The sequence below is a fragment of the Collinsella sp. LCP19S3_H3 genome (assembly GCF_052119145.1).
Taxonomy (GTDB): Bacteria; Actinomycetota; Coriobacteriia; order Coriobacteriales; family Coriobacteriaceae; genus Collinsella.
Genome location: NZ_JBQKFW010000003.1, coordinates 147,950 through 165,758, shown reverse-complemented (window position 1 = coordinate 165,758; position 17,809 = coordinate 147,950). Strand labels below are relative to the sequence as shown.

Annotated in this window: 14 protein-coding genes and 2 tRNA genes; 15 read left to right on the top strand and 1 reads right to left on the bottom strand. The window is 59.6% G+C overall.

Annotation, left to right across the window (positions count from 1 at the left end; translation table 11 throughout):
* Positions 1 to 107: 107 nt before the first annotated feature.
* The 15 genes from secA (at position 108) to ACTQZF_RS02470 (ending at position 15,673) form a co-directional block, all read left to right on the top strand.
* Complete coding sequence (gene secA / locus ACTQZF_RS02540) at positions 108 to 2,915, top strand: preprotein translocase subunit SecA (protein WP_441032949.1); 2,808 nt, start codon at positions 108 to 110, stop codon at positions 2,913 to 2,915.
* On the top strand, positions 2,915 to 4,063 hold the full coding sequence (prfB, locus tag ACTQZF_RS02535) for a peptide chain release factor 2 (protein WP_441042315.1): 1,149 nt from the start codon (positions 2,915 to 2,917) through the stop codon (positions 4,061 to 4,063). The genes secA and prfB overlap by 1 nt, the downstream gene beginning before the upstream one ends.
* Positions 4,064 to 4,226: 163 nt before the next feature.
* Positions 4,227 to 5,117: a YitT family protein gene (locus tag ACTQZF_RS02530; protein ID WP_441048319.1), complete on the top strand. Its 891-nt coding sequence runs from the start codon at positions 4,227 to 4,229 to the stop codon at positions 5,115 to 5,117.
* Positions 5,118 to 5,324: 207 nt separating this feature from the next.
* Positions 5,325 to 6,155 carry a transketolase gene (locus ACTQZF_RS02525; protein WP_154516003.1) on the top strand — a complete coding sequence of 277 codons (831 nt, stop codon included), beginning with the start codon at positions 5,325 to 5,327 and terminating at the stop codon, positions 6,153 to 6,155.
* A 1-nt stretch (position 6,156) separates the two neighbouring features.
* Complete coding sequence (locus ACTQZF_RS02520) at positions 6,157 to 7,098, top strand: transketolase family protein (RefSeq protein ID WP_441554485.1); 942 nt, start codon at positions 6,157 to 6,159, stop codon at positions 7,096 to 7,098.
* A 450-nt stretch (positions 7,099 to 7,548) separates the two neighbouring features.
* Entirely contained in the window at positions 7,549 to 8,766 is a 1,218-nt protein-coding gene (gene ftsE, locus ACTQZF_RS02515) for a cell division ATP-binding protein FtsE (protein WP_441540493.1), read from the top strand.
* Positions 8,753 to 9,673, top strand: coding sequence for a permease-like cell division protein FtsX (gene ftsX / locus ACTQZF_RS02510; protein WP_154515997.1), 921 nt, complete (start codon positions 8,753 to 8,755; stop codon positions 9,671 to 9,673). The genes ftsE and ftsX overlap by 14 nt, the downstream gene beginning before the upstream one ends.
* A 268-nt stretch (positions 9,674 to 9,941) precedes the next feature.
* On the top strand, positions 9,942 to 12,077 hold the full coding sequence (locus ACTQZF_RS02505; protein WP_441554484.1) for a ribonuclease R family protein: 2,136 nt from the start codon (positions 9,942 to 9,944) through the stop codon (positions 12,075 to 12,077).
* A 315-nt stretch (positions 12,078 to 12,392) separates the two neighbouring features.
* The gene (locus tag ACTQZF_RS02500; RefSeq protein ID WP_441067540.1) at positions 12,393 to 12,752 is read left to right on the top strand and encodes an arsenate reductase family protein; all 360 of its coding nucleotides are present in this window, start codon (positions 12,393 to 12,395) and stop codon (positions 12,750 to 12,752) included.
* A gap of 310 nt (positions 12,753 to 13,062) precedes the next feature.
* A tRNA-Gln gene (locus ACTQZF_RS02495) sits at positions 13,063 to 13,136 on the top strand.
* A 17-nt stretch (positions 13,137 to 13,153) separates the two neighbouring features.
* Positions 13,154 to 13,230: transfer RNA gene (locus ACTQZF_RS02490), tRNA-Glu, on the top strand.
* A gap of 95 nt (positions 13,231 to 13,325) precedes the next feature.
* On the top strand, positions 13,326 to 14,243 hold the full coding sequence (locus ACTQZF_RS02485) for a hypothetical protein (protein ID WP_427727424.1): 918 nt from the start codon (positions 13,326 to 13,328) through the stop codon (positions 14,241 to 14,243).
* Positions 14,233 to 14,703 (top strand): SsrA-binding protein SmpB, encoded by a 471-nt coding sequence (gene smpB / locus ACTQZF_RS02480; protein ID WP_006235325.1) that lies wholly within the window; start codon positions 14,233 to 14,235, stop codon positions 14,701 to 14,703. The genes ACTQZF_RS02485 and smpB overlap by 11 nt, the downstream gene beginning before the upstream one ends.
* A 232-nt stretch (positions 14,704 to 14,935) precedes the next feature.
* The gene (locus tag ACTQZF_RS02475) at positions 14,936 to 15,439 is read left to right on the top strand and encodes a flavin reductase family protein (protein WP_427717758.1); all 504 of its coding nucleotides are present in this window, start codon (positions 14,936 to 14,938) and stop codon (positions 15,437 to 15,439) included.
* Between the two features lie 90 nt (positions 15,440 to 15,529).
* On the top strand, positions 15,530 to 15,673 hold the full coding sequence (locus ACTQZF_RS02470) for a rubredoxin-like domain-containing protein (protein WP_035137395.1): 144 nt from the start codon (positions 15,530 to 15,532) through the stop codon (positions 15,671 to 15,673).
* A 441-nt stretch (positions 15,674 to 16,114) separates the two neighbouring features.
* On the opposite strand, the gene ACTQZF_RS02465 is transcribed toward ACTQZF_RS02470, so the two are convergent.
* Positions 16,115 to 17,398 carry an Nramp family divalent metal transporter gene (locus ACTQZF_RS02465; RefSeq protein ID WP_441554483.1) on the bottom strand — a complete coding sequence of 428 codons (1,284 nt, stop codon included), beginning with the start codon at positions 17,396 to 17,398 and terminating at the stop codon, positions 16,115 to 16,117.
* Positions 17,399 to 17,809: the final 411 nt, after the last annotated feature.

The following is a 17,809-nucleotide window of genomic DNA, read 5'->3' as shown; positions in this document are numbered from 1 at the left end:
TGAGGTCGAGCGTATAGCGTGCGTCCCGTTTGGCTAAAGTACAACTATCTGTGTTTAACTCGCCCAGTGCAGTGCGCTACGGGCGATGGCCAAAAAAGGAAAACCACATGGGATTCATGTCAAAGCTGCTGTCCTTTGGATCCGATAAGGACCTTAAGCGCTACTACAAGATCGTTGACCAGATCAACGGGCTTGAGCCTCAGTTTGAGAAGATGACCGAGGAGGAGCTTCGCGGCCAGACCGATAAGTTCCGCGAGCGTTATGCTAACGGCGAGTCGCTTGACGACATGCTCCCCGAGGCCTTTGCCACCGTGCGCGAGGCTTCAAAGCGCATCACGGGCATGCGTCACTTTGACGTACAGCTCATCGGCGCCATGGCGCTGCACGAGGGTCATATCGCCGAGATGAAGACCGGCGAAGGCAAGACGCTCGTCTCCACCCTGGCCGGCTATCTTAACGCCATCGCCGGCAAGGGCGTGCATGTCGTTACCGTCAACGACTACCTGGCAAAGCGCGACTCCGAGTGGATGGGCCGCATCTACAAGTATTTGGGTATGACCGTCGGCCTGCTGCAGAACAACATGCCGCTCGAGCTTAAGCGCCCGGCCTACCAGGCCGATGTCACCTACGGCACCAACTCCGAGTTTGGCTTTGACTACCTGCGCGACAACATGGTCACCCGCCCCGAGCAGCGCGTCCAGCGCGGCCACAGCTACGCCATCGTCGACGAGGTCGACTCCATCCTGATCGACGAGGCCAGGACCCCGCTTATCATCTCGGGCGCCGGCACCAAGTCGGCCAGCACCTACAAGGACTTCGCGCGCGCCGTGCGCGGGCTGGAGCGCGGCGAGGACGTGTCGCACGATATGCTCACCGCCACCGAGGACGTGGAGCCCACGGGCGACTACGTCATGGACGAGGCCAAGCACACCATTGCCGCCACCGAGCGCGGCCTCAAGAAGATCGAGCGCCGCCTGGGTATCGAGGACATCTACGCCGACCTTTCGGGCCAGCTGGTCAACCACCTGCAGCAGGCGTTGAAGGCCCAATACATGTTCCACCGCGACAAGCAGTACGTCGTTACCAACGGCGAGGTCAAGATTGTCGATGAGTTCACCGGCCGCATCATGGAGGGCCGCCGCTACTCCGAGGGCTTGCACCAGGCCATCGAGGCCAAAGAGGGCGTGCTCGTGCGCGAGGAAAACCAGACCCTTGCCACCATCACCCTGCAGAACTACTTCCGTCTGTATGACAAGCTCTCCGGCATGACCGGTACGGCACTCACCGAGGATGCCGAGTTCCGCGAGATCTACAAGCTGCCCGTCGAGGTCATTCCCTCCAACAAGCCCGTGCAGCGTGTCGATCACGAGGACCTGGTGTACCGCACCATCCAGGCCAAGTACAACGCCGTTGCCGACGACGTCGAGCGACGTCACGCCAAGGGCCAGCCGGTCCTGGTGGGCACCGTCTCCATCGAAAGCTCCGAGAAGCTGTCGGCCGCCCTTACCAAGCGCGGCATCGCGCACGAGGTCCTCAACGCTAAGCACCACGAGCGCGAGGCTCATATCGTTGCCCAGGCCGGACGCTACGGCGCCGTGACCATCGCTACCAACATGGCCGGTCGTGGTACCGACATCCTGCTGGGCGGCAACCCCGACGAGCTGGTGCGCGAGCGCCTTGAGTACGAGGGCCTGACCATGGAGGACGTGACGCCCGAGCAGCTCGAGCAGTTTAACGCCGAGGCCAAGGAGACCTGCAAGGCCGAGCGCGAGCGCGTGCTTGCCGCCGGCGGTCTGACCGTCATCGGCACCGAACGCCATGAGTCCCGCCGTATCGACAATCAGCTGCGTGGCCGCTCCGGTCGTCAGGGCGATCCGGGCGAGACCCAGTTCTACCTGTCGCTCGAGGACGATCTGATGCGCCTGTTCGGTGGCGACAAGATGGACCGCGTCTCCAAGATGATGGTCACGGCAGAAATGGGCGACGACATGCCCATCCAGCACAAGATCATCTCCAAGGCCGTCGAGAGCGCTCAGCACAAGGTCGAGAGCATCAACTTCTCCATGCGCAAGAGCGTTCTTGAGTACGACGACGTGATGAACAAGCAGCGCCAGGTTATCTACGCCGAGCGCAACAAGATTCTGGACGGTAAGGACCTGACCGACCACATCACCGAGGTCATGCACGACACCGTGTACCGCTGCGTGCAAGAGTTTTGCGCTAAGGACAGCCACGACGGCGAGCGTGACCTCGATGGCCTGCGCAAGTGGGTTGTGGAGCTGACCGGCCATATCGATACGCCCAAGTTCCCCGACGAGGATTACGAGGCCCTTGCTGCCGATGTCCTGGCCTACGTCGAGAAGTGTTACAACATGAAGGCCGAGCGCCTGGGCGAGGACCTCATGCGCGAGCTCAATACTCAGGTCATGCTGCGCGTCATCGATACCCGCTGGATGAACTACCTGCAGGAGATGGACTATCTCAAGACCGGTATCGGCCTGCGCGGCTTTGGTCAGCGCGACCCGCTGGTCGAGTACAAGACTGAGGCCTATGGTGCCTTCCAGATGCTCGTTGACACCATGTACGAGGATTACCTGCGCACCGTCCTGCGCATCGAGATCAAGGCCGCCCCGCAGGCTGTGGAGCGCAAGGAGGACCCCGCGCTCGAGGGTGCGCGCTTCTCCGGCCCCGCCGACGTCGATGGCGACAACGGCAACTCGGTCCTGCGCAAGGAGGCACGGGCACAGGCTCGCACGGCCGTCCAGGGCGGACCGGCAGCTGTCAACAACGGCGCTAAGGTGACCACCTACCGCAAGTCCGAGAGCGACGACCCGTATGTCAACGTGGGCCGCAACGAACCGTGCCCTTGCGGCAGCGGTAAGAAGTTCAAGTACTGCCACGGCAGGAATCGTTAATGGCCGAGGCTTTAGAGGTAACGCCCGCCGAGCTGGACAAGTTTGCGGACCGGCTCGGCGAGGTTGAGTCGTATCTTCATTTGGACGAGAAGCGCACCCACGTGACCGAGCTTGAGGCCAAGAGCGTCGCTCCCGGCTTTTGGGACGACGCCGATGCCGCTCGCGCCACGATGGAAGAGATTGCGCGCGCCAAGGAGGATATCGCCGCCGTGGATACCGCGCGCGGTGAGCTCTCCGATGCCCGCGCGGCGCTGGAACTTGCCGAGGAAATGGGCGATGACCCCGATGCCGCTGCACTGCGTGAGGAGGCTGCCGCCACGGCTGATCGTCTGGCGCGCGCCATCGATGAGCTCGAACTTTCGAGCTGGTTTACCGGCGAGTTCGATCACGGTGACGCGATTGTGACCATCAAGCCCGGACAGGGCGGCTTGGAGGCGCAGGACTGGACCTTCATGCTCTTTAAGATGTACATGAAGTACTGCCAGCGCCGTGGCTGGAAGGTCACCATCAACGATTGCCCCGCTGCCGAGGTCATTGGCATTGATCGCGCGACCTTTACCGTTGAGGGCAAGGATGCCTTCGGTATGCTTCGTGCCGAGGCCGGCGTTCACCGTTTGGTGCGCATTAGCCCCACCGATGACAAGAAGCGTCGACAGACTACGTTTGCCGGCGTCGAGGTCATTCCGGTGCTGCCCGACGATATCGATATCGAGATCAACCCCGACGATATCCGCGTCGACGTGTACCACGCAAGCGGCCCGGGCGGCCAGGGCGTCAACACCACCGACTCCGCCGTGCGCGTGACGCATTTTCCCAGCGGCATTGTAGTGACCTGCCAAAATGAGCGCAGCCAGATTCAGAACAAGGCCGCGTGTATGCAGATTCTCAAGGCCCGCCTGTACGAGATTGAGCTCGAGAAGCGCGCCGAGGCGCTCGACGAGATCCGCGGTCCCAAGACCACGATTGGCTTTGGTAACCAGATCCGCAGCTACGTGCTCTATCCGTATCAGATGGTCAAGGACCTGCGCTCGGGCGTGGAGACCAGCAACGTCGACGCCGTTCTCGACGATGGCGACTTGGATCCGTTTGTGATCGGCTACCATCGCTGGGCTACCGGCAATGCTGATGCGGAGTCTCCGTCCGCTTAAGCCCCGGGTGAGTCACGGACCGACGCTAAACTCTGGACAGGGCGGTTTTATATCCAGAGCAAACCCGCCGCGGGGTGGCTTTTGCTCGGCGAATCGGTAGAATCGAATACGGTAAGAAGTTCAAAGCGCACCCAATGGGGTGCGCTTTTTTGAGGGAGGTAGCATGGCATATCGTCTGGATATTAAGCGCATTCTTTCAATGAACTTCTTCCGCGATCTGCCCCAGATCATGCTTGGGTGCGCTTTGGCGGCCATCGCGACCGACCTGTTTTTGATTCCCAACGGTCTTGCCGCCGGTGGCGTTACGGGCCTTGCGACTATTATCCAGGCGGTCGGTGCCGCGCGGGGCGTTTCGCTGCCCGTCGGTATCCAAACCATCGTGATGAATGCCTTGCTGTTGCTGGTCGTCATGCGCGAGGGCGGCATGTTCTATGTGGTACAGACGGCGACAGGCTTTGTGCTACTGGGCTTCTTTACCGACCTGTTTGCCCCGTTTGTAGCGCCTCTGGCAGATGCAGACCTGATGCTTCCCGCTATGTGGGGCGGCATTATCACGGGCATTGGTTACGGCATGGTGTTACGCGCCGGCGCCAACACCGGCGGCTCCGACACCATCGGCCAGATTATCTCGCGTAATACCTCGCTGCCGGTGGGTTCGACCGTCATGGCGATCGATGTCGCCGTATGCGCGGCATCGGCCCCCGTCTTCTCTCTGGAGAACGCGCTGTATGCAGGGCTTTCGATGGTAATTAGCGGCTATGTGATCGACGCTGTGGTCGATGGAGGCAACAAGCGCCGTATGGTGCTCATCATCTCGGAGAATTTCCCCGATATCGCGGCCGATATCATGTATGGCCTGGGTCGCGGCTGCACTAAATTTAAGGCGACCGGCATGTATTCGGGCGCTGAGAAGCCGGTGATTATGGTGATCGTTAGCCGCCGCGAGCTCAATACACTCAAGACCATCGTGCGTGAGCGCGATCCTCAAGCTATCGTGACGGTCGCCGACGTTACGGAAGCCTTCGGCGAGGGGTTCAAGGACATTAACGCGTAGGGCAGACTGCGCTCCATCCAAAAGACGTTCACATTGATAAACCGATTCATCAGCGGTTCTGCCTGCTAAATTATTCAAATAATGATAAAAACTCTGGTAAAGCCTTCAGTTTCCAGCATAATGAATGGCGCACGTGCATTGTGGCAGGGTTGGGATTACCTTCTGCGCCGTGCGCATCTTGTCTAAAGAGGATGAAAGGAAGGCACAATGAGCGACGAAGAGCTCAAAAAGGTTGCCAACGAGGTAAGGAAGGGCATCGTCACCGGCGTGCACGCTGCCAAGTCCGGCCATCCGGGCGGTTCGCTCGGCTCTGCCGACATCATGACTTATCTGTACTTTGAGGAAATGAATGTCGACCCGGCCGATCCTCGCAAGGCCGACCGCGACCGCTTTGTGCTCTCCAAGGGCCATTGCGCTCCGGGTCTGTACGCCGTGCTCGCCGAGCGCGGATTCTTCCCCAAGGAGGACCTCGAGACGCTGCGCCATATCGGCAGCCACCTGCAGGGCCACCCCAACATGAACGATACCCCGGGCGTCGACATGTCCACCGGCTCGCTGGGCCAGGGCATCTCCGCCGCCGTGGGCATGGCCGTCGCCGCCAAGCACTGGGGCGATACTTACCGCACGTACGCCCTGCTGGGCGACGGCGAGAGCGAGGAGGGCCAGGTCTGGGAGGCCGCCATGTTTGCCGGCAATCAGCAGCTCGACAACCTCTGCGTGATCGTTGACCACAACGGTCTGCAGATTGACGGTCCCGTCGAGGAGGTCAACGATCCCATGCCGCTCGCCGACAAGTTCCGCGCCTTTAAGTTCCACGTGGTGGAGCTCGCCGACGGCAACGACTTCGGTCAGATTCGCGCCGCCTTTGCCGAGGCTCGCGCCACCAAGGGTCAGCCTACCGCCATTATCGCCGAGACCATGAAGGGCAAGGGCGTTTCCTTTATGGAAAACCAGGTTGGTTGGCACGGCAAGGCCCCCAACGATGAACAGTTTGAGCAGGCCATGGCAGAGCTCACGGCCGCCGGAGAGGAGCTCTAGGATGGCAGACGTCAAGAAAATCGCCACGCGCGTAAGCTACGGCGAGGCCCTCGTTGAGCTCGCTGCCGAGCACGACGACTTTGTGGTCCTCGACGCCGACCTGGCTGCCGCCACGCAGACCGGTAAGTTTAAGGCCGCCTGCCCCGACCGCTTCTTTGACGTGGGTATTGCCGAGAGCAACCTGATGGGTGTCGCCGCCGGTATCGCGACCACCGGTCGTACTGCCTTCGCGAGCACCTTTGCCATGTTCGCCGCCGGCCGCGCTTTTGAGCAGGTCCGTAACTCCATCGGCTATCCGCACCTCAACGTCAAGATCGGCGCCACGCACGCCGGTATTTCGGTGGGCGAGGACGGTGCCACGCACCAGTGCTGCGAGGATATCGCCCTTATGCGTGTTATCCCTGGCATGACCGTGATTGTCCCGGCCGACGACGTGGAGGCCCGCGCCGTGGTCCGCGCCGCCCACGAGTGCGACGGCCCCGTGTACATGCGCTTTGCCCGTTTGGCCTCGCCGGTCATCAACGACCCCGAGACCTACAAGTTCGAGCCGGGCCGCGGCATCGTCATGCGTGAGGGCGCCGATGTGACCATCATCGCCTGCGGCCTGATGGTTGGCGAGGCTCTCGAGGCTGCCGAGCAGCTCGCTGCCGAAGGCATCGACGCCGAGGTCATCAACATGCACACCATTAAGCCCATCGACGCCGATCTGATCGTCAAGAGCGCCGCCAAGACCGGTCACGTCGTGACCGTCGAGGAGCACTCCGTGATCGGCGGCCTGGGCAGCGCCGTTGCCGACGTGCTCTGCGAGCAGTGCCCGACGCCGCTCAAGAAGATTGGCGTCAACGATACCTTTGGCGAGTCCGGTCCGGGCGCCGAGCTCCTGCACAAGTACGGCCTGGATGCCGCCAACATCGTGGCAACCACCAAGGAGTTCTTGGCCTAGGGCAAGACGAGGCAAAGTATCGCTTCAGCAACCGTAAGCAAGCCACAACAGGGGCGCCCCCAAAGAGGGCGCCCCTGTTTTTGTCGGTAACAAACAAATTAGGCCCACACCAAGCAAGGGCTTCCTCCGGGAAGCGGGCCCAGACCAGCAAAGTGCAACTCAGCCCTTCCAACTTTGTATATGCAGCACCCCAAGAAAAACGCGGCGACTCCTTAGTAGCCGCAGGCCGCGCACAGGGCTACCTCCCAAATCATTCCGCAGGACGGAGGAGTCCCCGCAGCGCGAAGCGCGCAGCGGGGACTCCGACATGTCCGAGGACGATTTGGGAGGTAGCCCTGTGCGCGGCCGGTGAGACCAAAACCCTGCCATGCTTCTTATGTGCAGTGAAGCTAATGCTGCTAAAATACAAAGCGCTCATGTAGTTTAAACGCACGATGATAAGGAGCACCAGTGGGTAACCACTTCCGTACCTCCGGTGCGGGCGATGAGGCCCCCAAGACACGGCAAGGTGTCCCGGGCACACGTTTCGCCACTCCGGATTCAGAGGGCCAGCATATTGCCCAGGCCCCCGCACAGCCGGCAGATCAGGCACGGCCGGCAACCGATCCCTTTGCCTACAATCCCACCAGCGATGCCGAGCTTTCTGCCGCTGCGGGCTTTGAGCCCGTCCAAAAGGTGACTGCTCGCGTGAACCAGCCTCAGACGTCAGCCGAGCCTCAGCCGACCATGGCGGGCATTCCCGATCCCATGGTTCCTGCTACGCCCGCGCCGCAGCCGGCGCAGTCCGGCCTCTTTGCCGGCATTCCCGATCCTACGCAGCCCGCTGCGCCCATGGTCGAGAATGATCAGGCTGCCGAGGTCGCAAGTCTTGACAATGCGCTCAACAACCCCGATTTTACGTCGGTGTTCGCGCCTATCGATCCGCAGGCAAGTCGCAAGAAGATGGCCAAGCAGGCCGGTGTCGAGCCCGTCATTCTGATGGAGCATGTCACCAAGATCTACCCGGCACAGCCCAACAAGCCCGCACTCGACGACATCAACATCGAGATCTATCCGGGTGAGTTCGTCTTCTTGGTCGGTCATTCCGGATCGGGTAAGACCACGCTGCTTTCCACGCTCAACCGTGATGTCAGGCCTACGAGCGGTCGCATTTTGGTCGCCGGTCAGGATCTCATGAAAATCAAGAACCGCAAGGTTCCCTTCCTGCGCCGCCAGATTGGCGCCGTGTTCCAGGACTTTAAGCTTTTGCCGCAAAAGACCGCCTATGAAAACGTGGCGTTTGCCCTGCAGTGCATAGGCAAGCCCAAGGGCGTCATTCGCAGCCAGGTGCCCGAGGTACTGCGTCTGGTCGGTTTGGCCGATCAGATGGACTCGCTGCCCGATCAGCTTTCCGGCGGCGAGCAACAGCGCGTGGCCGTCGCCCGCGCCATGGTCAACCGTCCGCCGCTGCTGATTTGCGACGAGCCAACGGGCAACCTCGACCCGGCAATTTCGCTCGGCATCATGAAGCTGCTCGAGCGCATTAACCGCACCGGCACGACCGTGATCGTGGCTACCCACGATCGCGAGATGGTCGATAGTATGCATCGTCGCGTGATCGCCCTCGAGGGCGGCCACGTAATCCGCGACCAGGAGAGGGGAGGTTACGGCAACTATGGCACCAACTAACGTGGGCTATTCGCTCAAAGAGGCAATGAGCCACTTCTTCCGTAACTGGACCACCTCGCTCGGCGCCGTCATCACGATTTTCCTTTCGCTGTTTATCATCGGCCTGTTCATCATGGGTTCCGCGATGCTGAACTCCGTGATCGGCACCGTTGAGGACCAGGTTGTTATCAACGCGTTTATTAGCGATGACGCCGACCAGGCCGACGTCCAGGCTTTCGAGAGTGAGCTCAAGACGTGGAACAACGTTAAGTCCGTGACCTATAAGGACAAGGACGACGCGCTGGCCGAGTACACGAGCAAGATGTCGGGTAATGCCGACGCCACTCTGAGTGCACTTGATGGCCAGAATCCGCTGCCTGCTTCGTTCGCGATCGAGATGGACGATCCGTCCCAGGTCGAGAGCACGGCCAAGAAGCTCAAGAAGAACTCCGATTTCCAGAAGATCGCGGATGACGGTGACGTCGATGCGAGCGTTCTGTACGGTCAGGAGGAAGTGAGCCGCCTGTTCCAGGTGACGAACTACATCCGCATCGCTGCCGTTGTGCTTGTTGGTTTGCTGACGTTTATCGCGTTCATCTTTATCAATAACACGATTCGCCTGTCGATTACGGCTCGCCGCCGCGAGATTGCTATCATGCGCCTGGTGGGCGCCAGCAATGGCTTTATTCGCGGTCCGTTTATCACCGAGGGCGTGCTGCAGGCCGTTTTGGGCTCGCTGCTTTCCATCGGTGTTTTGGAGCTGCTTCGCAACCTGTTGGTTCCGCGTCTTCAGGAGAGCATTGGCTGGATGTCGTTTGCGCTGCCGATGCAATACTACCTGGTGACGTATGCCGCACTGATCCTGGTCGGCGTGATCATCGGTCTCTTTGGTTCCGCCATTGCCATGCGTCGCTACCTGCGCGTGTAGACACAGCTGGAATTAGTTTTGCTAACGGGCCGTCCCGCTCTGGGGTGGCCCGTTTTTTGATTCCCGTGCGACGGAGGAAAAGGGCTCACCGGCAGTTCGGCTTGTCTCGATAATTCGATTTTCTCCGTCACATAGGGATCATGACGCGAGGTGCGTGCCCTGTTGTTGATTGGGTAGACTCATTGATGCGTGCGGTTTAGGCCTGCACAGTGTTTTGACATGATGCGGATGCGCCTGCGGGCCCCGCAACAGATAGTAAGGAGGCGCCATGGGGCGCAATAACAAACATAAGCGTAGCGCTCGCAACAAGCGCGCGCCGGTGCGCAGCGAGCGGCGTCCCAGCCTGACGGGCCGCGTGCAGCTCCATGAGCACAGCGCCTATGTTGTCACCGATAATGGCGACTATAAGGTTATGGGTCGCGGCAAGCGCGAGATTATGGACGGCGACATCGTGGCCGTGAGCATTAAGACCGGACCGCGCGGCGATCGCCGTGCCGTGATCGAGGGCGTTGTCGAGCGCGCGGCCATAAGCGTGGTGGGCACGTATCAGACGGCAGGCCCCCTCGGTGTGATCGAGCCGCTTGATTCGCGTCTCAAGGCCGATTTCTTTATTTTGCCCGAGGATACTTCGGCGGAGCGTTTAGGCGTGCATCCGGGCGATGCAGTCGTCGCACGCATCTTGACCTATCCGACACGCTTGGAATCGGGCACCGTGACTCTTGAGCGCCGCATTGGCGGCGACGATGCACCCGACTTGGGTGTTCAATATGTCATGGCTCGTTACGGCTATACCGATAGTTATCCCGAGACCGCCCTTGCCGAGGCCGAGGAGCTATCGCTCGACGTGGCGACAGCTCTTAAGGACCCACTTTGCCGTGATCTGCGCGACCGTTTTATCATCACGATCGATCCGGTCGACGCGCGCGACTTTGACGACGCCATCTCGTTGGAGCGCACGACGCAGGGCGGCTACAAGCTGGGTGTCCATATCGCCGATGTATCGCATTATGTGGCCTGGGACGGACACATCGACCTAGAGGCTCGTCATCGCACGACGTCGGTGTACCTTGCCGATCGCGTGCTCCCCATGTTGCCCGAGCGCCTGTCGAATGACCTGTGTTCCTTGCGCCCCGACGAGGATCGCCTGGCGTTTACCGTCGACATCGAGCTCGATGCGCAGGGGCACGTCCGCCACTACGATCCGTATCCTAGCGTGATTCGCTCGCGCGTGCGCATGGACTATGACGGTGCCGAGGCACTGCTGGTGCGTGCCGGTGCGGTGGAGTACTCCGTGTTGGAAGGTGCCGCCGAGGATGTTGCTGCAGCCGAGGCGTCGCGCGAGGAGGCGCTTGAGCGCGGTTTGACTTGCGAAGAGACTGCCCGCGACTACGACGTGGATCTGAGCGATTTTCTAGTCGCTGCCAACGAGCTTGCCGAGCGACGCCGTCGCATTCGCCGTGCGCGCGGCTCGGTCGACTTTGACACGGCGGAGATTCGCGCTTTGCTGGACGAGGACGGCATTCCCGTGCAGATCGTGGCCCGCGAGCGCTCGTGTGCCACGTCGCTCATCGAGGAAGCTATGCTGCTTGCCAACGAGTGCGTTGCCGAGTGGCTGGCAGACCGCGATATTGAGGCATGCTATCGCGTGCATGAGGATCCCAGCCCCGACAGCTTGCACGGGGCCGCTGTGGCGCTGGCGCAGCTGGGTATCATCGACGATCGCCGCGCGGCCGGCATTGCCCTGGGAAGTCCCGATGAGCTACAGGCGGCGGTTGACGCTGCCGCTGGCACGGCAAATGCCCCGCTTGTCAACACGTTGCTATTGCGCAGCATGCAGCGCGCGCTGTACAAGCCGCGCAACGAGGGCCACTTTGCGCTCGCCGCGCCGTGCTACTGCCACTTTACGAGCCCTATCCGACGCTATCCGGACCTTGTTGTCCATCGTGTGCTCAAATTGCAGCTGGCGTATGAGCAGCTGGGCGGCAAGGATGCCTTGGCGCGCACGCCGCGGCTGATCGGCAGGGGTCGCGAGTCGCTGCCGCGCATCTTGCCGCAGATTTGCCGTGCATGCAGCGATGCCGAGCGTGCGGCCGACGCCGCCAGCCATGCGACGCAAAAGATCAAGATCGCCCAGTATTACGAGGATCGTCTGGGCGAGCGCTATGCCGGAACCATTTCGTGGGTCAGCAGCATGGGCCTCTTTGTGCGCCTCGACCTGACACAGGTCGAGGGCTTGGTCTCGATTAAGAGTTTAGGAAGCGAGTGGTTCGAGTTTGACGAGGACGCGCTCACGTTGACGGGTGCCGACACGGGGCGCCGTTTTGAGTTGGGGCAACGCGTGATCATCGAGGTCTCGCGCGTCAACACGACCCGCGGGCACTTGGACTTTAAGCTCATCCATTAGTTTGGCCAGAAAAAACTTGGTTGGCGACCGGGTGCATAAGATTTTTGTTCCCGGCAGGCACTTCGACATTATTGACCTGGGTTTCGATGCTGCGGGCTATGTCACCGCTATCGTGCTGGTGCTGCTGGTGGCCGCGTTGGCGCGTTATGCCACCCGTCCCATCGGCGCCCATGCAAGACGTGTCTGGATACCCAAGATACTACCGGCATCGTTGGATACTCTTTATGGCAACCGGTTACAATGTCAACCGTCGATACGCGCCATCGACGTATCGGCGCTTACCCAGACATGCGTCTTTACGAAGAGGAGATTCCTGTGGCAGTGCTATTTGTTGAGTATCCCAAGTGCTCTACCTGTAAAAAGGCTAAGGCATGGCTGGATGAGCACGGGGTTGAGTATATCGATCGCGATATCGTAGCGGATAACCCAACAGCCGAGGAGCTTTCCGCGTGGGTTGCGCGGTCGGGATTGCCGGTGCGACGCTTTTTTAACTCGTCGGGCATGAAGTATCGCGAGCTGGGGCTCAAGGCTCGTCTGGACGCTGGCATGACGGACCAGGAGTGCTTTGAGCTACTCGCGACTGACGGCATGCTGGTTAAGCGCCCGCTGCTGGTGGGCGACGACTTTGCGATCCCCGGCTTTAGGGAAGCGGCTTGGACCGAGGCGTTGCTGTAGCGACTGCGGGGAAGCTGTATCCCGTTTTGGATGCCGATTTTGGGATACAGTTTTCGCTGACAGGCTTGCTCCGGTCAGTTTTTGAACCGCGGCCACCCGTGCGGGCCGAAGAGCTATGCGTGCTTGTCGAAGTATTGCTTCGCCATCCTTTGTCCATAAGGGGCAGATGTGTCGCTTCACAGGTCCTTCACGGGTTGGCTAAAATCAGGCCAATTTTAAAAAAGTCAAAATAAAGACTTGCGTCATCGCGATGCTTCCCGTATATTTCTTTCTTGCGCAAAGGCACAGCCGAGCGCAGCGATGCAGTCATTGGGATGTCGTCTAATGGCAGGACAGCGGATTCTGGTTCCGTCAATGGGGGTTCGACTCCCTCCATCCCAGCCATTGCATTTGCTACATATGGCCCGTTCGTCTAGCGGTTTAGGACGCCGCCCTCTCAAGGCGGAGATCACCAGTTCGAATCTGGTACGGGCTACCACAAATTGAATGCCCGGGCCTCGCAAGAGACCCGGGTTTTGTGTATACACCGCATGTGTGGAATGAGCCGCGTTTCACCTGGACCGAGGAGTTGCCATGGACCTGCCCATCAGCCTACAAGACATTACGTATGCCGAGAATTACCTGGCGCAGGGAGACCTGGCCACGGCGACGCCGCTGCTGGAGCGTTTGGTGGAGCTCGCCGAGGAGTATATCGATGCCGAGTGCAAAACGGAGGAGAACCGCCAGTACTTTAGCTTCGATAGCAAGTTTGAGCGCCTGGCCTACCGCCGCGTGGAAAAGGATCCACGCGAGCTGGTGCAGGTCGAGGTGCCGTTTGACCGCCTGTACTCCGACATGGCGTTTGCCTACATCCGTCAGCAGGATTATGTGAGCGCTCGCAATGCCTTGATGCAGGCCGTGCGCTGGGACCCCATGAACTGCAACTACCGACTGGATCTGGCCGAGCTGTTCCGTGCGCTCGAGGACAAGCAGGAGTGGGCTTCGCTTTCGTTTTCGGTGCTGGAGCGTGCGAGTGACGGCAGGTGCGCCGCCCGCGCCTACGCCAACTTGGGCCAGTACTTTTTGGAGCCCGAGACCGAGAACGTCTCGGCGGCCGTGGGTTGCGCACGTCTGGCGCTGCGCTTGGCCCCTGGCGATTCACATACGACGCGCTTGCTCAGCAAGATCCATGCCACCTATCCGGATGCCGCCGACGAGAGTGATGAGCATGTGATGGGCGAGCTGGCGTTACAGGGCGTACCGACCTCGCCTTCGGCCGAGATTGCCATTTGTCTGATTATGTGTGCGACCGACGCTGCGGGCGACGGTGACAAGCAGGAGGCTACACGCCTGACGGTCCGTGCCCGCGACCTGGTGGGCGAGGAGGCATGCGCGGCGATCATTAAGCTGGTGCGCGAAAGCGATGCCGAGCTCAACGCCGAGCGCAAGGCCAAACGCGAGGCCGCGAGCGGGAAAGCCGATGACGCCGAGGAGGCCGGCGATGCCCAGTAAGCGCGAGCGCAAGCTCATCTCTAAGAATCGTTCGGCGCATCACGAATACTTTATCGACGAGACATTCGAATGCGGCATTGAGCTGAGCGGTACCGAGGTCAAGTCGATTCGCGAGCGCGCCTGTCAGATTACCGATACTTTTGCGCTGATTCGCGGCGGCGAGTGCTGGCTGGTGGGTTTGCACATCCATCCCTATAGTCACGGTGGCGTGTGGAACCGTGATCCCGATCGCCGGCGCCGTCTGCTGCTGCATCGCAAGGAGATTGATTTTCTTGACGGCAAACTGCGCAACCGCGGCTATGCACTGGTGCCGCTCGAGCTCTACTTTAATACCGATGGTCGCGTTAAGCTGCTGTTGGGCCTGGGCCGTGGCAAAAAGCTCTACGACAAACGCGAAGACATGGCCAAACGTGACGTTCAGCGCGAAATCGATCGCGCGCTTAAGGAGCGTAATCGCTAAGGGTTGATATCCGGGCGGGCGGGGATGTTCATCCATCACTGTTGTCGTACTCCCGGTCTGCTCCTCGCAAGTTGCGGTGGAATAGTTCCTGTTTGTTGGGTATCCAGGCTTAAACAGGGACTTTTTCACCGCAACTGCGTGTGGCTCATTTTTCTTACCGTTCTGACACATATGTCTCATTGTGGGTATATACGTCTGCAAGGCTCAATTCCGAGTTAGGGGAGTGATCGTTTTGGATAAAACTGCGTTCTTTACGATGCCCTGCGGGCTGTATGTGGTGAGTGCCGCGGCAGATGGGTCGCGCGCCGGCTGCATTATCAACACCGCGGTGCAGGTGACGTCCACGCCGCCGCGCATTTCGGTTGCCGTGAACAAGGAAAATGTCACGTCTGGCGTTATCTCGTCTGCCAAGGCCTTTGCGCTGACCGTGATCGATCAGACGGCCGATATGCCCTACATTGGTAACTTTGGATTCCGTACCAGCAGCAACTATGATAAATTTGCCAAGTACGAGACGCGCGAGACCGCACTGGGCATGCCCTATGTTCCCGAGCATGCGGCGGCCTTGTTTAGCTGCCGTTTGATCGACACAGTGGATGTGGGCACGCATCTACTGTTTATCGGCGAGGTCGAGGATGCCGAGCGCCTGAGCGACGAGACGCCGCTCACCTACGATTACTACCATAAGGTCCTGAAGGGCAAGACGCCGCCCAAGGCGTCTTCGTACCAAGGGTAGAAATGCGGTAAAACCGCTTGCATTATATTATTAAGAATATATACTAATTAAGCAAAGTACACCAGCAGCCACGTTCGAGAGGAGAACATCATGGCCGAGGAAAAGAAGACGTACAAGTTCGTGTGCACCGTTTGCGGTTACGAGGTAGAGGTCGACACGCCCGAACTGCCCGAGGATTACGTGTGCCCGGTGTGTGGCGTCGGTCCCGATCAGTTTGAGCTCGTCGAGGAGTAGCTCGTAGACACACGACTTGCAGCAACATATAGCTCTGTCCAAGGGCCCCGGTCGGATTCCCGGCCGGGGCCCTTTTCCTCCGTCCCCAAGGGATCACGGCTGCTATTAGCCGATCCTGTCTGTTGTGAGTCCGGCCGACCTTTTGTCTTAACCTGCAACATCTAACGGCTCAAAACGGGTCTTCCTGTTACAGAACGAGACAAACCAAAACCATCATTCTCAAAATCTCAATCTATAACATTTAGGTACGTAAACCCCCTCTACTTGTTACAGATCGAGACAAAAGGTTGGGGCTGAAGAAATATCTCGATCTGTAACATCTGGGCGCGGAAATTGGGTCCACTTGTTACAGATCGAGACAAACTGAAACTATCTCTCAGAAAATCTCAATCTGTAACATCTGACGGTTTAAAACGGTCTCACGTGTTACAGATTGAGACGTTATATCTGGACAGTCACGCCATCCCATTGCATCCCCGTTAGCAGCACGATGTCGAGAATCGTCACGATGACACCGATCCCTACGAGCAACGCGTTGAGCGGGCGCGAGTTGGCGTATTTGCCCATGACGCGGGGCGAGCTGGTGAGTCGTATGAGCACAAAGACCGTAATCGGCAGCTGAAGCGACAACAGTGCCTGACTCCAAATGAGACCCTCAAAAGGATTCGGGACGATCAGGCACGCCGCTACTGCGCCGACGAAACAGGCCGCCACTCCGATCGAGGAATGTCGGTCGTGGATGTCGTATTCCTCGTCGAATATGCCCGCGGTGATGGTGCCCGCCGCCATGCCCGCCGTCACGCTACTCGATATGCCCGCAAACAGCAGTGCCACCGCAAAGATGGTCGAGCTTGCCGGGCCCAGAATGGGGGAGAGCGTGGCCGCTGCGACGGCGAGGTCGTCTACGACAATGCCGTGCGCAAAGAAGGTCGTTGCGGCCAGGATGACCATGGCCGAGTTGATTGCCCAGCCCACACCCATCGAAAAGAGCGTGTCGAAGAGCTCGTAGTGCAGGCGTTCTTCGATAACCTGCTCGCCTTGGCCTTCGAAGTGCATGGATTGGATGACCTCGGAGTGCAGGAAGAGGTTGTGGGGCATAACGACCGCGCCTAGGACACTTACGATAATCGCGACTGAGCCGGTGGGCATACTGGGTGTAATCCAGCTTGTGGCGGCTTGCGGCCAGTCGACCTTGACCAGCAGAAGCTCGGCTAAAAACGAAAGTCCCACCACGCCCACGAAGGCGATGATCCAGCGTTCGGCGCGTTTGTAGGAGCTTGTCATGAGCATGCCAATCGATGCCGCCGCCACGATGATGCAGCCGGCACGTACGGGCAGGCCAAAGAGCATTTGAAGTGCGATCGCACCGCCCAGGACTTCGGCCATGGCGGTGGCGACCGTGGCTAGATACGCGCTGCCGAGTATCGCACGCCCGACGAGGCGGGGCAGGTGGCGCGTCGTGGCCTCGGCAAGACACATGCCCGTGGCGATGCCCAAGTGAGCCGCGTTGTGTTGCAGCACGATGAGCATGATCGTGGACAGCGTGACGATCCACAGCAGCGCGTAGCCAAACTGCGAGCCGGCGGCCATATTGGAGGCCCAATTGCCCGGGTCGATAAAGCCGACGGTCACGAGCAGCCCGGGGCCGATATGCCGTGCGATGTCGAGTCCGCCGTGGCCGCCGGTGCGCAGGGAGCCAAAGTGATGTTTGAGATGGTCGATCATGGTGCACTCCTGCGTGCCGTTTGTTTGACGCCGCAAAGGATACCCGTTTTAGGCTCGAAATCTGACCATGACTAACAAAATTGTTGTATTTGAATAGGGTGGTAAAAGGGGGTTGCCGAAATGTCTTGATCTGTAACAACTAGGGATGGAAATTGGGCCTAGGTGTTACAGATCGAGACAGGAAGAAATGGTCCTATGGAAAATCTCGATCCGTAACAGCTGACCGCCAAAACCGGCCCCTCGTGTTACAGATTGAGACATTCGTAACCGTCTCTCGAGAACATCTCAATCTGTAACAGTTAGTCGTCGAAATTGGATCTTCCTGTTACAGATTGAGATGTTTGAAGCGGTGAGCTTACAGGCCGAACCTGGGGCCCTTGTTGTTGCCCTTGAGGTCGGCGGTGTCCACTC

Coding starts and splice junctions, on each gene's coding strand:
- secA (WP_441032949.1), top strand. CDS start 108: ATGGGATTCATGTCAAAGCTGCTGTCCTTTGGATCCGATAAGGACCTT.
- prfB (WP_441042315.1), top strand. CDS start 2,915: ATGGCCGAGGCTTTAGAGGTAACGCCCGCCGAGCTGGACAAGTTTGCG.
- ACTQZF_RS02530 (WP_441048319.1), top strand. CDS start 4,227: ATGGCATATCGTCTGGATATTAAGCGCATTCTTTCAATGAACTTCTTC.
- ACTQZF_RS02525 (WP_154516003.1), top strand. CDS start 5,325: ATGAGCGACGAAGAGCTCAAAAAGGTTGCCAACGAGGTAAGGAAGGGC.
- ACTQZF_RS02520 (WP_441554485.1), top strand. CDS start 6,157: ATGGCAGACGTCAAGAAAATCGCCACGCGCGTAAGCTACGGCGAGGCC.
- ftsX (WP_154515997.1), top strand. CDS start 8,753: ATGGCACCAACTAACGTGGGCTATTCGCTCAAAGAGGCAATGAGCCAC.
- ACTQZF_RS02505 (WP_441554484.1), top strand. CDS start 9,942: ATGGGGCGCAATAACAAACATAAGCGTAGCGCTCGCAACAAGCGCGCG.
- ACTQZF_RS02485 (WP_427727424.1), top strand. CDS start 13,326: ATGGACCTGCCCATCAGCCTACAAGACATTACGTATGCCGAGAATTAC.
- smpB (WP_006235325.1), top strand. CDS start 14,233: ATGCCCAGTAAGCGCGAGCGCAAGCTCATCTCTAAGAATCGTTCGGCG.
- ACTQZF_RS02470 (WP_035137395.1), top strand. CDS start 15,530: ATGGCCGAGGAAAAGAAGACGTACAAGTTCGTGTGCACCGTTTGCGGT.
- ACTQZF_RS02465 (WP_441554483.1), bottom strand. CDS start 17,398: ATGATCGACCATCTCAAACATCACTTTGGCTCCCTGCGCACCGGCGGC.